This is a genomic window from Psychrobacter sp. Arc29 (assembly GCF_041431175.1).
Taxonomy (GTDB): Bacteria; Pseudomonadota; Gammaproteobacteria; order Pseudomonadales; family Moraxellaceae; genus Psychrobacter.
On sequence record NZ_JASMRR010000001.1, the window covers coordinates 530,278 to 546,915 of the forward strand.

At 43.3% G+C, this 16,638-nt stretch carries 13 protein-coding genes; 8 read left to right on the forward strand and 5 right to left on the reverse strand.

Annotation, left to right across the window (positions count from 1 at the left end):
- Window positions 1–206 precede the first annotated feature (206 nt).
- Entirely contained in the window at window positions 207–1,133 is a 927-nt protein-coding gene (locus QO189_RS02270) for a bestrophin family protein (protein WP_371531326.1), read from the reverse strand.
- Window positions 1,134–1,265: 132 nt separating this feature from the next.
- Window positions 1,266–1,847: a TetR/AcrR family transcriptional regulator gene (locus tag QO189_RS02275; RefSeq protein WP_371531327.1), complete on the reverse strand. Its 582-nt coding sequence runs from the start codon at window positions 1,845–1,847 to the stop codon at window positions 1,266–1,268.
- Window positions 1,848–2,028: 181 nt separating this feature from the next.
- On the opposite strand from QO189_RS02275, the gene QO189_RS02280 reads away from it, so the two are divergent.
- The 5 genes from QO189_RS02280 to QO189_RS02300 all read left to right on the forward strand — a co-directional run bounded on the left by QO189_RS02280 (window position 2,029) and on the right by QO189_RS02300 (window position 6,660).
- Window positions 2,029–2,430: a RidA family protein gene (locus tag QO189_RS02280; protein ID WP_371531328.1), complete on the forward strand. Its 402-nt coding sequence runs from the start codon at window positions 2,029–2,031 to the stop codon at window positions 2,428–2,430.
- An 84-nt stretch (window positions 2,431–2,514) separates the two neighbouring features.
- Window positions 2,515–3,513 carry a hypothetical protein gene (locus QO189_RS02285; protein WP_371531329.1) on the forward strand — a complete coding sequence of 333 codons (999 nt, stop codon included), beginning with the start codon at window positions 2,515–2,517 and terminating at the stop codon, window positions 3,511–3,513.
- Window positions 3,514–3,859: 346 nt separating this feature from the next.
- Window positions 3,860–4,129: a hypothetical protein gene (locus tag QO189_RS02290; RefSeq protein WP_371531330.1), complete on the forward strand. Its 270-nt coding sequence runs from the start codon at window positions 3,860–3,862 to the stop codon at window positions 4,127–4,129.
- Between the two features lie 5 nt (window positions 4,130–4,134).
- Complete coding sequence (locus QO189_RS02295; RefSeq protein ID WP_371531331.1) at window positions 4,135–4,605, forward strand: CPCC family cysteine-rich protein; 471 nt, start codon at window positions 4,135–4,137, stop codon at window positions 4,603–4,605.
- A gap of 555 nt (window positions 4,606–5,160) precedes the next feature.
- Window positions 5,161–6,660 (forward strand): SulP family inorganic anion transporter, encoded by a 1,500-nt coding sequence (locus tag QO189_RS02300; protein WP_371531332.1) that lies wholly within the window; start codon window positions 5,161–5,163, stop codon window positions 6,658–6,660.
- 70 nt (window positions 6,661–6,730) lie between these two features.
- Here QO189_RS02300 and rpoD read toward each other — a convergent pair whose 3' ends face one another.
- The 3 genes from rpoD to QO189_RS02315 all read right to left on the reverse strand — a co-directional run bounded on the left by rpoD (window position 6,731) and on the right by QO189_RS02315 (window position 12,723).
- A complete protein-coding gene (gene rpoD / locus QO189_RS02305; RefSeq protein WP_371531333.1) occupies window positions 6,731–8,656 on the reverse strand; it encodes an RNA polymerase sigma factor RpoD in 1,926 nt (641 codons plus the stop codon).
- Window positions 8,657–9,186: 530 nt separating this feature from the next.
- Window positions 9,187–11,376, reverse strand: coding sequence for a DNA primase (locus QO189_RS02310; protein ID WP_371531334.1), 2,190 nt, complete (start codon window positions 11,374–11,376; stop codon window positions 9,187–9,189).
- A gap of 138 nt (window positions 11,377–11,514) precedes the next feature.
- Window positions 11,515–12,723 (reverse strand): outer membrane protein assembly factor BamD, encoded by a 1,209-nt coding sequence (locus QO189_RS02315; RefSeq protein WP_371531335.1) that lies wholly within the window; start codon window positions 12,721–12,723, stop codon window positions 11,515–11,517.
- 724 nt (window positions 12,724–13,447) lie between these two features.
- Here QO189_RS02315 and QO189_RS02320 point away from each other — a divergent pair.
- The 3 genes from QO189_RS02320 (at window position 13,448) to QO189_RS02330 (ending at window position 16,514) form a co-directional block, all read left to right on the forward strand.
- Window positions 13,448–14,689 carry an RluA family pseudouridine synthase gene (locus QO189_RS02320; RefSeq protein WP_371531336.1) on the forward strand — a complete coding sequence of 414 codons (1,242 nt, stop codon included), beginning with the start codon at window positions 13,448–13,450 and terminating at the stop codon, window positions 14,687–14,689.
- Between the two features lie 114 nt (window positions 14,690–14,803).
- A complete protein-coding gene (locus tag QO189_RS02325; protein ID WP_371531337.1) occupies window positions 14,804–15,799 on the forward strand; it encodes a polyphenol oxidase family protein in 996 nt (331 codons plus the stop codon).
- A 103-nt stretch (window positions 15,800–15,902) separates the two neighbouring features.
- Window positions 15,903–16,514 carry a flavodoxin family protein gene (locus QO189_RS02330; protein ID WP_371531338.1) on the forward strand — a complete coding sequence of 204 codons (612 nt, stop codon included), beginning with the start codon at window positions 15,903–15,905 and terminating at the stop codon, window positions 16,512–16,514.
- Window positions 16,515–16,638 lie beyond the last annotated feature (124 nt).

A 16,638-nucleotide genomic window follows, 5' to 3' on the forward strand; every position in this document is an offset into this window, starting at 1 on the left:
GTCGACGTTGTCGTTATTGTCTTTTGAATCATCACTCATGATATGAGCCTCGCTTTTATAGATAATATTTTTGAATAGATCAGCTGGTTAGAGTAGAGATTTTACCTACAGTATCTTTGTCTGCTATTTATAGTGGCGTGGGGTGGATTATTCAAGTTGCCTTTGCCTCTAGTTTGCCTTGTCACGCTTGGGGATGACTCAAATGCTTACGGTAAATAGCCATCGATAGGCGTGATATCAGGCGGGATGTTGGTTTCTCCCAGCGCTTCTCGCAAGTTGATCTCGATCGTACGTGACAAAGCGGTCAGAGGTAACTGATTAGCCGCCAACCCAAAAGGCTCTTCTAGCTCTTCACTCAATGCATCTAACCCAAAAAAAGTATAAGCAATTACCGCGCAAATTAACGGAGTCGCCCAGCCGAGGGAGGCTACTAAGCCAAAAGGTAACATGATGCAATACAGGTAGGTTGTGCGATGTACCAGCAGCATATAAGCAAAGGGCAGTGGTGTGTTGAGAATGCGCTCGCACGCTGCCAAGACAATGGTCATAGAGGTCAGGCGCTCATCCATATTTTGTATGACTTGCTCCGATACCAGTCCTTGACGCCGAATATCGCCGAGCTGCTTACCCATGAGGCGCATTATATAATCAGGTACATTTTTCGCTTGGCGCATACGGTCATGGTGTATAGGGTCTACAAAGCGTTCGATATCTTGCCAAGGCTCAGTGCCACGTAGTCTGTGGCGCACCGCATGAGCAAATGCAATAGTCAGGTAAATCATGTTTCGCTGTGCTTGTTGTCCAGCCTCGTCTTTCTCGTCTATAAAAGAGAGCACTTGGCGCGTTAAGCTACGAGAGTCATAGACCAACTGACCCCATAGTCCGCGCGCTTCCCACCAACGCTGATAGCTGGCATTGTTCCGAAACCCAAGAAACAACGATAGAGCAATCCCTAATAAGGTAAAAGTCGCGATACCATAATAAGGAAAAGAGTCAGGAAGCCAGTGCTGAATAATCGTGATAAGCGTACTAAGGATGGTAACTAATAGCAGCTGCGGATAGATTTTTGGAATGATTGAACCGCGAAGGGCGAAAAATATCTTAAAAGGGTGGGGTGTTTGCCGGACAATCATGGGTTTTCCTAGCGATAGAGATATAGCCAATCTAGAATAAAAAAGATGCAGGTTAAATAGCGTCTTGCTGAAATAGGTTTTGCTCAAACACAGTCATGTTTCATGTCAATCGGGTGCCACAAAACCTTAACGTCACGCTCTAAACCCAGATAACATGGTGCTAAAGGCAGCCACTGTATTGGGTAAAGCAACTTCTGGATCAGTACTCGCTGCAATCCAAAGCGCAGCGTTCATAGCAGCACCATTAATGAGCATAGCAGCAGCTTCCGGATCTACCTCCTTCATTTTACCTTCTGCAATTAACTGCATCACAATCTGCTTGGTAGACAATAAACAGCGATTTTGACTGGGCCAAAGAGAAGGGTCGCCCAATACAGCAGGCCCATCCAACAAGATAATTCTTTGAATTTCTGGATCAAGCGCACTTTCAATGTACGTTTGTGCCTCAATGAGCAATCCTTCCCAAAGATTCTCGCAACCTGCTGCTCTAGCCTTTGCATTTTCTACCATTTCCAAATCTATTTGTTCAACAACCGCTGAAAACAGTCCTTTTTTATTTCCAAAGTTATGGTAGAGCGCCCCTCTAGTCAAATTGACATCGGCTGTCAACTTATCCATTGATGTCTCTGAATAACCATATTCGGCAAATGATTTTCTCGCCGCAGCGATTATATTTTTCCTAGTTTCAGCCATTTTTAATGCACGTTTTGACATAATCTTGCCCTAAAAATTGAATAATAAAAATTACATACGTCACGTATATTAACTTGACATACGCCACGTATGTGTTATTTTTACATACGCAATGTATGTTAACTGACAATAAGCACCATTATAAGGGCTATATGTCTTTTAATCCTCAATATATATCAATTCAAACATGTTGGAGCAAATTATGTCTCAAGGAAAAGCAGTATTTCCAGCGGGTAGACATTCTCTCTATGAGAAACATGGTTATTCTGCCGCCATACAATCAAAAGATTTACTATTCGTTTCAGGTCAAGTAGGCAGCCTTCAGGACGGCAGTGCAGAGCCAGATTTTGAGAAGCAAGTTGCACTTGCTTTTGAGAATTTGCATCATACATTAGAGGCGGCGGGCTGTACGTTTGAGGATATTGTAGATGTGACAACCTTTCATACGGATCCCGAAAATCAACTTGATTCAATACTGAAAATAAAAAACACTATTTTTAAAGAAGCGCCTTATCCAGCTTGGACCGCAATTGGTGTGACTTGGCTTGCTGGTTTTGATTTTGAGATAAAAGTGATTGCTCGACTGCCAAATGAAGCGAAATAAGCGACAAGAACGCAAAAATAAATTTGGGCTTTTTGTGTCATAAAAGCTTAAATGCGTTTTCTTATATATGAAAGGAGAGAAATTTTGAATACTAAATATCCTATACTCTTTGCCGGTGCGACAGGCGTTGTTGGTCAGCAAGCGATAGAGTGGTTTCGCGCGATTAATCCTGAGCAAACCATTTACGTTGGTGGTAGAAATATGGCGCTCGCTGATGAACTCGCTTTTAAAGTAGGAAACGCATCGTCACTCGCAATTGATGTAGAGCAGCCCAACTTAGGGATAGACGATCGTATCGAGATCGGTGCTGTTTTGATGCTTGCTCCAGATTCTGGTACTCATGGTTTACGCCTTGCACAAAATCGCAAGATATCTTATATGAATGTTGTGACTGGCATGGTTGAGATTGGTGCTGAGTTGGCAGAATATGCATTGACCACCTCAGGCCCAGTACTACTCGCCAGCCATTGGGCTGCAGGTGCTTCGACATTTTTAGCACTACACTTGGCAGAGCAGTTTAATTCAGTTTCTACACTTAATGTCGGTGTGGTGCTCGATCCAGAAGATATCTATGGTCCTGCTGCATTCGAGGATATGGAGCGATTACAATCAGGTGTCCCCTCAGCATTTTCTTATGAGAATGGAAAGAGAAAGTGGTTAATCGAGGATGCTATACATCATAAAATATCTACGATTGATGGTCGAGAGGTTATAGGAACGTCCTTTGGTTCACTTGATACAGTGAGTTTACGAGCCGTAACAGGTGCAAAAAATATTAGGTTTGATATTGCCAGTGAGGCCTCTTCTTTTAGAAACACACAAGATAAGGCTGCGGCCGAAATTATTGTATCCATAACGGGAAGTCACGCTGGGGTAGAGAGCACTCGCAAACTAGCCATTGAGTTTCCTAAAGGTCAGTCTGCGCTAACCGGACTGTGTTCAAGCTTATTACTGAATGAGTTTATTAAAAAATGGCAGTCAGATTATAAGGCGACATTGTACACACCCGAGAGTTTGGGGGTAAAGCCCGCAGAATTTTTGGATTTTCTTGTGGATTTTGGTGCAAGGATCGTTGAACTATAATGTTAATGACAGCTGAATGGTGTAGCCACAGCCGAGAAAAATAAAACGACTTATTATCTTTACGGTTGATATAACCGTAAAGATAATATATTAAGAATAAAAGAGTAAATGTTTAGTGACTAATTTAATTATTCCAATTTAAGTTGATTACAGCGCTGAGGGGTATATTTGGTATAGCCCGTTTACTAATGCAAAAGACCTTATTAAATGGTGCGAGAGCGTGCCTTCCATAGATATTGTAAAGTATGATCGATATAAGTTTATCAATAGAGGTAAATTGAAGCTTAGAACCACGGAAGTAGAATTTGACTTTAGATCACGATATTCTATAGATGATGGTCCAAGTATGATGATGGATAATGATTATTCTTCATACTTTTACTATGGTGGTAAGCAAAATTTAAGGATAGATTTTCGGAATGATGGATCCGCGCAGGGTAAAAAATATTTTGAGCGCGTTTGGTGTTTGCCGGACAATCATGTCAGCTTCCTAGCGATGGGGTCTGTGAGTATACTATTAAGTACCCCATGTGATGCTAATATAGAATCGAAATCTGTAAAGCTTGTTTTGTCGCTGGCAAAAGAAGAGACTGTAATTGAGTATAGAAAAAGGTAGTTATGATGAAAAATATCTCAAGAAATGATGTTATTGAATTAATAACCAAATATCGGTTGGCATTTATTGCTAGAGATAAGCTCATTGATGAATTGGAGGGTAATTTTGAGAATATAGAGTCTGGTATTTTTGATATGGTTTATCATGAGCTGAGTGGGTGTTCAAATGGCTTTCTATCAGATTTTTATTTGACATTAACTGGGGATAAAGTCGAAGTTATTGGTGAGATACAACAGCTGCTTGTTTGTCCTTGTTGCGGCTTTAGAACCTTGTCAGAAATTTACGATGCCTGTAAAGGTACAGGTTATGATATATGTAAATATTGTGAGTGGGAAGATGATGGCACTGTTGAAGCAAGCAAAAGCAGTAGTGTTAATCGTGGTAGCATTAGCGAATATAGAAACCGTATATTGGAAAATAAGAATTTTTTCTATAAAAACAAATGGCTTAAGTATTCTGCGAAGTGTCTGTGTTAAAAATTAATATTTACATAATGATTTAAGTTTAGACCTATATAAAAACTGAGCAATGCTTGGAGCTTTCAGGATTAGAATTGCTTGGCAAAAAGACAGTTATTGCTGGAAGCAGGCAAGAGGGATGCAGTTTTATTGACTGGTCAATACGTGTTAAAATGGCAAAAATCTCACTTCATAAATCTATAAAAGCTGTCTACTACAAAGATGAATACGCCACCCTAGTTGTACCCCTCCTCAGTAAACATTGCTCTCGACAGCAATGAATCTCATAAAGCGTCTGACGCTTTTTCTTGTGCATATGCACTGCTTTAACGTTTGTATCATTATTCGATGTATCGATTGGATCATTAAGATCGAACTACTAAAGTAAGTTATGACAATAACTCGCTAACGATGACAGTTCACATTTTTATATTTATTATTTGATGGGCAATGTGCCTAGATAGAGATGTGTCAGACTTTTCATGTTAGATATTCCTTATATATCTCCTAGAGATTTGTTAGATACGTTGTTTATTGGCAGACTAAAGCAGTTCCTAAAAAACTGAGTTAAACATGTTAAATACGATTAAAGAACATTGGCTAGCCAATGTGAGAGGCGATGTCCTAGCTGGGATGGTCGTCGCTTTAGCGCTTATTCCTGAAGCCATCGCTTTTTCCATCATCGCCGGTGTTGATCCCCAAGTAGGTCTTTACGCCTCATTTTGTATCGCTGTAGTGATTGCCTTCGTCGGTGGACGTCCAGCGATGATTTCAGCAGCAACTGGCGCGATGGCACTACTCATGGTCACACTGGTCAAAGATTATGGCTTGCAATACTTGCTAGCAGCCAGTGTCCTGACAGGTGTGATACAGATTATCTTTGGCTTCTTAAAGCTGGGTAATCTGATGAAATATGTGTCTCAATCGGTGGTGCTAGGCTTCATCAATGCCTTGGCTATTTTGATTTTTATGTCGCAAATTCCTGAGCTGATGCCACAAGCAGGCTCAAATTTGATACATGTATATGGTCTTGTGGCACTAGGCCTAGTGATTATTTATGGCTATCCATACATTCCAAAAATTGGCAAAATCATTCCATCGCCACTGGTCAGTATTGTGCTGGTAACGGCTGTAGCCATTCTATTGGGCGCAGAGGCTCGAACCATCAATGATATGGGTCAACTCCCTGATACCTTGCCGATATTTTTGATACCTGATATCCCGTTGAACTTAGATACTTTACTGATTATTTTTCCATATTCTATTAGTCTGGCGATAGTTGGCTTACTTGAGTCTATGATGACCATGACCATTGTGGATGATTTGACCGATACCAAAGGTGATCGTACCCAAGAATGCAAAGGTCAAGGTATTGCCAATGTTATAAGTGGTTTCTTTGGTGGTATGGCAGGCTGTGCGATGATTGGTCAATCTATCATCAATGTGAAGTCTGGCGGCTATACGCGTCTCTCTACCTTAATAGCAGGGGTGTTCTTGTTATTAATGGTTGTGTTTTTAAGTGATTGGTTAAGGATTATCCCAATGGCTGCGCTCGTCGCTGTGATGATTATGGTATCTATTGGTACCTTTAACTGGGGTTCTTTTAGAGAGCTAAAAACCAAACCGCTACAAAGTAACGTCGTGATGCTGACGACGGTTGCTGTGGTAGTCGCAACGCATAATTTGGCCTATGGCGTATTGATAGGTGTGTTGTTGTCAGCACTGTTCTTTGCGAATAAAATTGAACGTTATATGAGCGTGCATAGTCATATGGATGAAGCAGAACGAACACGTTATTATCACGTTGATGGTCAAGTATTTTTCTCATCAGCAGAGCGTATGATTGACTCCTTTGATATTAAAGAATCTGTCTCTAAAGTAGTTATTGACGTGTCGCGAGCACATTTGTGGGATGTGACGGCAATCGCTGCGATTGATAAAGTGATTATTAAGTTTCGCCGTGAGGGCACTGAGGTAGAGCTTATCGGTTTGAACCAAGCAAGCCAGACGATGATAGACAATTTCGGTGTGCATGATAAGCCAGATGCTGAGCAAGGTTTAGGCGCGCATTGATATAATAGATTAACAGACACAAAAAAGCCGAGATAAACTCGGCTTTTTTTATACTTAACTAATTAAAGGCTTAGTCATTTTCTAAGAAAGAACGTAGGTGCTCAGAACGTGATGGATGACGCAATTTACGTAGTGCTTTTGCCTCAATCTGACGAATACGCTCACGCGTGACATCAAACTGTTTACCGACTTCTTCCAAGGTGTGGTCAGTTGGCATGTCGATACCAAAACGCATTTTTAGGACACGTGCTTCGCGCTCGGTAAGGTTACCCAATACATCACGAGTCGCTTCTTGTAGACCAGCCGCCGTCGCATCGTCAACAGGACTTGAGATGGTACCATCTTCGATGAAATCACCTAGGTGTGAGTCTTCATCATCACCGATAGGGGTTTCCATAGAGATAGGCTCTTTGGCAATTTTAAGCACTTTACGGACTTTGACTTCGTCCATCTCTAAGCGTTCGCCTAATTCCTCAGGTGTTGGCTCGCGTCCCATTTCTTGTAACAATTGACGTGAGACACGGTTGATCTTGTTGATTGTCTCAATCATATGCACAGGGATACGAATGGTACGCGCTTGGTCAGCGATAGAACGGGTAATCGCCTGACGAATCCACCATGTGGCGTACGTCGAGAACTTATAACCACGGCGATATTCAAACTTATCAACCGCTTTCATCAGGCCGATGTTACCTTCTTGGATAAGATCCAAGAACTGTAGACCGCGGTTGGTATATTTTTTGGCGATAGAGATAACCAAACGTAGGTTGGCCTCAACCATTTCTTTTTTCGCGCGGCGAGCTTTTGCTTCACCAACAGCCATACGACGTGCCACATCTTTCATGTCGTGGATTTTCATGTCGAGCTGCTGCTCGTAGTCACGGATACGGCGCTGGAGTAAAATAACGTCGTCAGTAACTTTTTCTAGCGTGCCAGCAAATGCAGGCTTACCTTTGATACGTTCAATCAACCAATCAACGTTGGTTTCATTGCTAGGGAAGGTCTTACGGAACTCCTCACGCGGCATACGACCACGGCGAATTACCAAACGCATGATTTGACGCTCTTGCTTACGTACGTCGTCGTAGACGTCATGCATGATAGCCATGACTTGGTCTGACAAGCGGTTATTGAGCTTTAGCATCATAAAACGTTCAGCAAGTAGGGCATACGCGGTATCAGCCTGTACGCTACCACGGCCATAATCAAGCAGCGCTTGCTTGGCTTTAATAAATAGATGCTCAATCTCTTCCAGACGCAAACGTACTTCTTCTGGATCGAGACCGCTGGTTTCTTCTTCAGCTTCTTCTTCCACGTCGTCTTCGTCTTCATCATCATCGTCATCAAGTGCGGCTGCTTTGGCATTCACTTTAGCTTTGATGATAGGCGGGTTTTCTTTTTCTTCTTTGATGCGCTCACGTTCTTCTTTTGCCGCATCTTTGGCTTCTTGAGCGGCGATTTTGTCTTCTTCGGTTTCAGGATCTAAGAAACCAGTGATAACATCAGATAGCTTCTTTTCGCCATCTTGTACTTTTTGGTATTCATCAAGGACGAACTGTACGGTGCCAGGCCAATAAGACATAGCATGCTGCACATCACGAATACCTTCTTCGATACGCTTAGCAATGGATATCTCACCTTCACGGGTGAGAAGGTCAACCGTACCCATCTCACGCATATACATACGGACAGGGTCAGTGGTACGACCAGGCTCAGTCTCAACAGAGGCGAGTACCGCCGCTGCTTCATCTGCTGCCATGTCATCATCACTTGAATCATCGTTCATCAAGATGTCATCGGCATCAGGAGCTGATTCAAAGATTTTGATACCAACATCGGTTAGCATCTGCACAATATCTTCGATCTGATCGCTTTCGGTAATAGAGTCGGGCAGCTGGTCATTCACCTCAGCGTAGGTAAGATACCCTTGCTCTTTGCCCATTTGGATTAAGGTGGCCAGTTGAGATGTGGACTTAGAAACTGACTTATCGTTCATAAATACTCGCTTACTTGCATCGGACATTTTTATATTGTGACTCGCTATCGCTCGCTCTTTGCGTTGATCTTATCAATCGATTGATCAAAATATGGCGTAGAGGTTGTCAATAATATCAAAAATGAGTTGATATGAATAAAGGCTCAAAACACTACAATAACAATGCTAAAAAACAGCTAAAAATTAGAAAAACTAAAAAGACTTCAATACAGTACCTAAAAGAATGTAGTACTTAAAATTTAATACTCAAAAATAGTATCTAAAAGCTGATACGTAAAATAATACCTAAAATTTGTGCTTAACGATGCATGCTCACAATCATTCACCAAGCAATGCTGTCAATATACAGCGACACAGTTTAACACAGACCGCAGTCGTCAAGCACGAGCTAGTGATAGCTACCGACCATTTTTTGCCGATTATTTGCCATCCGCTAAATGATTTAGGAGTGACTCATGCTACTGGGCATAATCATTAGTAGTGGGGGCAGTGGCTAGAATTTTAAAGGGGCATGATTTGATAATTAAAAATTAAGACTGCACAGTGACCATCTGTGCCGATTGCTCTGCCTGCTGTGCCCGTAGCCAATCGTTCAACAATTGGGTTTGCTTGCGGACGATCGCAAGCTTAATATGATCAGGGTTTTTTATCAGTTCTTGTATTTTTTTCTTCATGTTGCGCTCAAGCAGTTGGCTAACCAATTCTTCAATTAAGCCATCCAGCCCCAAGATATTGCGTGCGGTTAGTGCTTTATAAAAGCCGCCCCAATTACGGCTCAGCATGTCTTGGGTCGCAGGCTTCACATTTGATAAAATAAAATGCGCTGCTGCGTTGGCATCTTTTGGCAGGTAATTAAGGCAGCGCTTGATAGTGCTCACGATATCAAGCAGAGCAGCATCTTGCAGGTCTTCCCAAGCAAGCGGACGCAGCGTATCGGGTGAAGCTTTTTGTTTGATATGCGCAGGTAGGTGTAAGCCATTTATCCCTGACTGTTGCCAAATCGATTCAATAGGGTCATCAATTAATGCACGGGGCTGAAACAAAAAACAAAGCTGCAATTGCTGACTGATGGTCATGTCACCATCAAAATCTAGCAGCGCATCTTTGGCCTCGACATTCTGACTGCGCCTGCCGCCAAGCTTTTGATAAACGTCATTGTTAAGCAAATAGCGAAAGCTACTGCCTTTGGGCAAAGCGGTCGTCAATGAGCGTACTTGCGACATGAGCTTGGCTTTGCCTTCAGCCAGACTCATATCGTAACGCTCACTTAAGTACGCAAAAATATACTGCGATAACGGCATGGCATTAGCGATTTGCTCACGCATGGCATCGCTACCCTGACTCTTAATAAACGTATCAGGATCATGATTATTAGGCAGGGTTAAAAACCGCAGCTCTTTATCATCAGCAAGCACAGGCAGGGCAACTTCAAGCGTACGCCAAGCAGCTTTTTGTCCGGCACTGTCGCCATCAAAACTCAAAGTCAGCGTTGGATTGAGTGTCAATAGCCGCGATATTTGGCTTTCATTGATCGCCGTACCCATCGAGGCGACTGCCCCATAGATGCCCGCTTGATAGAGGGCAATGACATCCATATAGCCTTCGACTACTAGCCAGTCGTTAGCACGCTGCTGCCGTGATTCGTAATAGCCATAGAGTACGTGCTGCTTATGAAAGACGGGCGAGTCTGAGGAGTTGATGTATTTGGGCTTGACCTCATCGTCGAGCGCCCGACCACCAAAACCAATCGTGCGGCCTTGGTTATCACGAATAGGAAAAATAACCCGATCACGCAATAGATCGTAGTCACGACCAGACTCTGATTGGCGCACGAGCCCTAAGGCCTTAAGACCTTCAATATCTTGCGGAAACTGGTGCTCAAGATGTTGCCAGCCAAATGGCGCGTAACCTAAACCAAAAGTCTCAAAAGTCTCTTCAGTGAGTCCGCGTGACAAAAAGTATTGCTTGGCATGAGGGTGAGTGTGTAGATTATGCTGATAGAACTGCTGGATCTGCTCTAGCAATTCGTACAGGTTGCCATCTTGATCAGCGTTCTGATCGATACTAGCCATACTTGCATCGTTATCTGTCAGCCACACTGGCGGATAGCCATCATCATCCACATGGTTTGATAAATACGGCTCTGATGGATACGAGTCCATCGAATAAGGCGCTGACTCGTAAGCGTCTAACGGCGGGAAATTATCGTAACCCTGAGCGTCATCGTAACTAGGCTGGTCGATGTAGTTTTGGTCGTTTTGGGCGATATTGTTTTGATGACTGGCTTGACGGTTGTTTTGATAGTTGTTTTGGTTTGCACCGCCTTGATCTACTCTGCTGTGTTCTATCGTTGAGCTAGGCACATTGTGAACTGGCGGTACGATAGGTTTTGGCGTACGACGTTGATAGCTGACGTTCTGTTGCTCTTCTTGTGGTACTTCGATACCTGTTTGTTTTGATAGTTCATTGACTGCTTCAATGAAGGTGAGATTTTCGTAATCACGCAAAAAACTGATGGCATTGCCACCGACGCTACAGCCAAAACAGTGATAGATGTTTTTTTGTGGATTGACATAAAAGGATGGAGATTTTTCACCGTGAAAGGGGCAACAGCCCTTAAACTCACTACCAGCGCGTTTGAGCGTGGTATGTCGACCAATGATGCTGATCAGGTCAGCTTGGCTATTAAGTTGTTCAAGAATATGGTTGGGAATGCTCATACAAAAAACAGTTTACCATAGGTCAATTATATTGGGGCAGGGTGAATAGCATACCACTAGAAAAATAAGGCCAACATAGTGTTGGCCTTATTATTAATCATATAGACGGTGTTGACGCAATCAAGTCACTGAACGTGCTTATTCGTTGTCCATATCTGATGGCGCTAGTAGGATACTATTGCTGTCGTTCTCAAGCGTGGTGCGGCGTGTTGGATTGATATTTTGTGGATCAACATTGGCTTCTCTCGCTGTCGAGCCAGTGCTTGATTGGCTGGTCACTCGCTCAGCTGACGCTTCCGGCAGACCCAAACCAATATTGATGCCGTTACTATTATTACTGCTAAAAGCTGCAGAGGTGTTGGCAGTGGTTGCACGAGCAGTATTATCACTTGGCAATCTTAGTTGATTTGCGTTGCGAATCATTTGCGTTTTGGTCGCGCCGTTATATTCGCCAGTTGCCACTGATGTATCCGTCGTATTTGAGCGACCAAGCTGCCCAAAGGTAATCCTGTTGAGCCAAGTGCGATCACGTTTGGTGCTCAGTTTGACTTTGCCGTTGCTAGTCAGCATGTTTGGATAGTTGATTTGCAATAGGGTCTTGTACTCATTTGCCAAATCCGTCAGACCAAGTTTTTCGTGGCTATATGCTAGGACTGCAATGGCATCTGGTATTGACTCACTAAGCGGATAGTACTGGAAGACCCATTTGGCACGGTTGACAGCTGCCACATAAGCTTCACGCTCGATATACCAGTTGGCTGCGCTCATCTCGCTTTCAGCAAACTGGTTATAGATAAATGTCATGCGCTGGGCGGCATCTGGCGCATAGGGGCTGTTTGGGTATTTGCTAATAAGCTCTTGGAAATTGGCAAAGGCAATACGTAGATACGCAGTGTCACGCTCCGCTTGATTTAATTTAAACAGCTTCAAACTCTCAGACGAGCCTTCCATATTGGCAACGCCGCGTACATAGTAAGCATAGCTGACTTGCGGATTAGAAGGATACAGACGGATGAATTGCTCAGCACTCGCTGCTGCCATCTCGTATTTATCGCCTTGATACTGTGCATACATCATATCAAGTAATGCCTGTTCGGCGTATTGCCCAGTTGGATAAAAGGTACGTAGATTGGTCAGCTCTTCAACACCTTGAACATAGCGACCTTTATCGATTTGAGCGATGGCATCGTTATAGTAACCTTGCTCTGACTTTTCCGCTGTTTCTACCGCGTCGACATCTTTGGCGCCAGTGAGGTTTTTGAATGTCTGGCAACCTACTAGATTGACGCTAAGCGCAAGTAAGGTTATTGAGGACAGTTTGATAAACGTATTGCCAACAGCTTGCATACTTCTTCTCCGACACAAGACGCATAATAGCAGCAGTGCTATCATGCTATATAAAAGGTTAGTGATAAAAAACGATGCTGAGTATTCAGCAATGCACAAGCAACACGTTTTTCATCGAATGCAGTTTTTGTTATGACGTATTGTACTGGTAGATTGGGTCTGATACATAGAGCTTTTATAGTAAGCCTGTAATAGATCAAATGCATTTAATCATATTCAAACGGTTTAAATGGCAAACACTGTCAATAAAACCCAATGGTATTTTCATACTGTATTTGAATATGGCATAGGAATACAGTGCCATAGCATACAGCAAAACATGGCTATACTTTATAGAATAACGTTTGCTTCGTCTATTTTTTCGCTATCTATATTTTACAGGCAGTTTAACATGAGCGGCTATCGCGAGCGATATCGAATATCGCTGGCAGGAACAAATATACAGTAAATTACAGCAATGTCATGTTCTAGAGAGCTAAGCAATAAGGCTCGGCATCTCAGAAGCGCTCAAAAATTCACAGATAGCATGCACTTTTATAGGGCTTGGACGCGTGACATGATACACTAGGACGGTATTGTCTCCGCTTTTTTGACCTGCATAGCTTTTATTATCAGCTAGCGTTCAAAAAACGACAATTTTTTATCATTTTATCTTTGAAGTCACCTGACAAAATATAGTTAGTAACTTTATATAGTTAGAAACTTTGCTAGGTATCAATCCACTATGAATAATGATGCCATGACTACCCATTTATCACCGAATCAATCGTTAGAGACTGATTCATCAGCACAAGAGTCACCAATGCCAAATAACGTTTTAAATAATGACGAGCCTGACAATCAAGAAATGATGGATGAGCAGGAAATAATGGACGAGCACACTGATGCTCTTGATAACGACGACTTGCTCGAAGAAGATAGCGATATTGATGAAGAACTTGACGATGGCGACATGGATGAAGGCGACGACGATGAAGCGCCAGTAGCTGGCCAAGCGGTGCCAGTAGTGGTGGATATGACGCATGTCGTCACAGAAGATCAGTCTGGCCTACGCATTGATAAAGTCGCTTCACAGGTGTTCGCAGACTTTTCGCGCGTGCAATTACAAGGTTGGATCACGGACGGTAGCTTACTCTATAACGGCAGTGTACAAAAACCAAAAGTCCGTGTCAAAGCAGATGACGTGCTACATCTATCGACAACGTTGCAGCAGCATAGTGAAGACCAGCCAGAAAATATAGATATCGATGTGGTCTATGAAGATGACGACGTACTGGTGATCAACAAGCCTGTCGGTATGGTGGTTCATCCGGGCGCTGGCAACCAAACAGGCACTTTGGTCAATGCCTTGCTATACCATTATCCGCAGCAGCATCACTTGCCGCGTGCAGGTTTGGTACACCGTATTGACAAAGACACCTCTGGATTATTGCTCATTGGTAAAACCAAGCCGGCTCAAATGGCACTGATGGAGCAGCTAAAAGACAAATCTGTTTATCGTCATTATCAGTGTGTGGTAGCAGGCGATCAAGCAAGCTTGCTACGTCATCGCCGTATTGATGCGCCAATTGGGCGACATCGCACTCAGCGTACCAAAATGACAGTCATGACAGCCGGCCGTGAAGCGGTAACCCATCTATTAAATGTCACGCCGCTGAATGACAACTACTGTCTGTTAGATGTCGGGCTTGAGACGGGTCGTACGCACCAGATTCGCGTACATTTGAGCCATGTGACCTATCCGCTCGTAGGGGATCGCATCTATGGTGGTCGTCGTCAACTGCGTGCAGGATTGACAGAAGCACAGCGTCAAGCTATTAACAATTTCCCTCGCCAAGCGTTGCATGCTTACACCCTTGGGTTTGTGCATCCAACGACTGGTGAGGATATGGAAGTGACGACGCCACTGCCAGAAGACATGCAAAAGCTAATAGCCGTATTAAGCGACGGTTATGATGACGAGTAAACGCTATTGAGAAAAGTGGCTGTCTAAAGGTGTTTATGACAATTGCCAAGTTTATAGTAGTGATTTCGTGATGCCAATTTTTAGACAGTCAGTAGATAAAAGGATGGGGCAGTCGTGACAAACAAGCTTCCGATGACAGATAATTTTCCAATGACCATGCTCGCGCAAATGGATGACGTGGCTGTTTTCCAAACGGCTGCTTTTGCGCCGAATAATATTGACGAATCTGCTGCCGCAAGCCAGCAAAGAGGGCTTGACAGTCAAGCAAACCATCAAGCAAATTATGGCGCGCTAAATCTAGGCCTGCATGTCAACGATGACGCGGCAAAGGTATTAGATAATCGTATGAGTCTGTTGGCTGCGATTAATACCCAGATGGCAAATGAGTCATCACAAGCTGAGCAACATACTGCTATTCACAGCTTACATTGGGTCAGTCAGGTTCATGGCAAACAGATCCATGATATTGATAGGACGCCTTTGAGCATGGCACCAATGGCGGCTGACGCCATAATTAGCAAGCAAAATGGTCGTGGACTGGCGATAATGACGGCAGATTGTGTGCCGATTGTTTTATACCAGCCCGCCAGCGGTAAAATCGCTGCCATTCATGCAGGTTGGCAAGGATTGGCGTGCGGCGTGATTCGAGAGACTGTTAATCGCTTTACCGATTCAGGGGCTATACAGGCTTGGATAGGGGTGTGTATCAGTCAGGTAAATTATGAAGTTGGTCATCAAGTCCGTGACCAATTATTGACTGGTTGCTTAGATAATCAATTACTAACGGCGTCAGATGGTGTTAATTTTGACAGTTTATACGTAATGCGCTCAGATAGTGGTCTTGAAAATCAAAGTGAGACTCAGCATTTACATAAGACAGTTGATAAACTATCGAATTGCGCTACAGTACACACGGATAAAGTTAAGCTAAACTTACCAAAACTGGCCGCTGATCAATTAAAAGCCGCTGGCGTGTCGATAGATAATAAAGAACCTATCAGCTGTAGCTATGCAGATAGGTATTACTATTCTTATCGTCGTCAAACGCATATGCAGCAGCCTGCAACGGGACGTATGGCGCTCGTGATTGTGCGCCGCGCCGCTACGTAAATGTCAGCTTACAACTAACAAACCTATTGAGTACGCTGAGTCGTTTTGCACTCGTACACTATATTATTTTTATTTAACCATTATTGTCATTATTAGAGTCTGTATGAATACAACTAGCGAATCCTCAAAAATATCTACTGATAGTACGCCTAACGTATCAATTGCCGTGATTTTCCATAGCAATTATGGTCATACCAAGCGTGTCGCTGAAGCGATTGTACAAGGCGCGCATCAGCAATTACCAGAGGCGCAAGCAAAAGCTGTTGATATTTATGATATTGACTGGGATTACTTAGATCAGGCAGATCTATTGGTTTTTGGTAGCGCGGTATATATGGGCAGCGTAACTGCTGAATTCAAAACCTTTATGGATGAAACCTCAAAGCGTTGGTATAACCGCACGTGGGAAGGCAAGTGGGCCGCAGCTTTTGCCAACTCAGGCGGCCTAAGCGGTGATAAACTTGCCGTACTACAGCAGATTTCTCTATATGCCATGCAGCATGGTATGAATTGGATTGGTCTGCCACTCATGCCGACAGGTCATGAGGCGTACGATCTCAACCGTCTATCTAGCTTTTTGGGTTTGATGACGCAGTCGCTTGATGGGCCACCTGAAGAAACGCCAGGGAAAGGAGATATTGATACGGCTATTTGGTTTGGTGATCATTTGGCTAAAACTATTATTAAACATCAGCCAGCGGATAGTAAGCGCTAGATAATACCGTAGGTGACAGGCTAATCCAGTAAAAAAGCAGACACCATTGATGTCTGCTTTTTTTATGTCAATGTTATGGCGTGACCAGTTTATGGAGCAACCAGATTAGTCCGTACAGGCTTAA

Excerpts from the sequence above, each read along its gene's own strand:
- QO189_RS02290 (WP_371531330.1), top strand. The coding sequence starts at position 3,860 with ATGATGATGGATAATGATTATTCTTCATACTTTTACTATGGTGGTAAG.
- QO189_RS02310 (WP_371531334.1), bottom strand. The coding sequence starts at position 11,376 with ATGAGCATTCCCAACCATATTCTTGAACAACTTAATAGCCAAGCTGAC.
- QO189_RS02330 (WP_371531338.1), top strand. The coding sequence starts at position 15,903 with ATGAATACAACTAGCGAATCCTCAAAAATATCTACTGATAGTACGCCT.
- QO189_RS02280 (WP_371531328.1), top strand. The coding sequence starts at position 2,029 with ATGTCTCAAGGAAAAGCAGTATTTCCAGCGGGTAGACATTCTCTCTAT.
- QO189_RS02300 (WP_371531332.1), top strand. The coding sequence starts at position 5,161 with ATGTTAAATACGATTAAAGAACATTGGCTAGCCAATGTGAGAGGCGAT.
- QO189_RS02295 (WP_371531331.1), top strand. The coding sequence starts at position 4,135 with ATGAAAAATATCTCAAGAAATGATGTTATTGAATTAATAACCAAATAT.
- QO189_RS02275 (WP_371531327.1), bottom strand. The coding sequence starts at position 1,847 with ATGTCAAAACGTGCATTAAAAATGGCTGAAACTAGGAAAAATATAATC.
- rpoD (WP_371531333.1), bottom strand. The coding sequence starts at position 8,656 with ATGAACGATAAGTCAGTTTCTAAGTCCACATCTCAACTGGCCACCTTA.
- QO189_RS02315 (WP_371531335.1), bottom strand. The coding sequence starts at position 12,723 with ATGCAAGCTGTTGGCAATACGTTTATCAAACTGTCCTCAATAACCTTA.
- QO189_RS02320 (WP_371531336.1), top strand. The coding sequence starts at position 13,448 with ATGAATAATGATGCCATGACTACCCATTTATCACCGAATCAATCGTTA.
- QO189_RS02270 (WP_371531326.1), bottom strand. The coding sequence starts at position 1,133 with ATGATTGTCCGGCAAACACCCCACCCTTTTAAGATATTTTTCGCCCTT.